Raw genomic sequence first — 435 nt, forward strand, 5'->3', positions numbered from 1 at the left:
GTTTGGCGTAAATGATCATTGCGACTTTGCAGCAATGCACGCCACCATTCATCATCTGATTTATCTTTTATCGTAGCCAGTTCCGCAACAATATCTGGAGATCTTCACTGATATTTATATCAACCTTGATAAATTATGAATATATCGGAAATTGAAAAAATCGCAGCAAAGGAAATATTATTATGGGCTAAAGAAAGGATATTTCAGAAAAATGCCCTCCCGTTCAAGGGGAAGGCGAGGAATTACAGATAGCGGCACAGATAAGAGGTGGGTTCGGCAACTTGCAGATGAAACTCACTGTGACCGGGAACATTAAACACCGAACCGGCTTCATACACCTGCCAGTCGGTCGCGTCAGGCAGTAACACATTCAGCGCGCCACTGATTACCGTCATCTCTTCCGGCTCAGCGGTGCTGAAGGTGTATTCGCCTTCA

Annotated in this window: 1 protein-coding gene; it reads right to left on the bottom strand. The window is 44.6% G+C overall.

What is annotated here, in order from left to right; genetic code table 11:
• Positions 1-242 precede the first annotated feature (242 nt).
• Positions 243-435 (bottom strand): pyrimidine/purine nucleoside phosphorylase (locus K0039_RS25520; protein ID WP_228106924.1); only part of this gene is annotated, 193 nt, incomplete at its 5' end.

Origin of the sequence: Terrisporobacter mayombei (assembly GCF_020748465.1) — a bacterium.
Lineage (GTDB): Bacteria > Bacillota > Clostridia > Peptostreptococcales > Peptostreptococcaceae > Terrisporobacter > Terrisporobacter mayombei.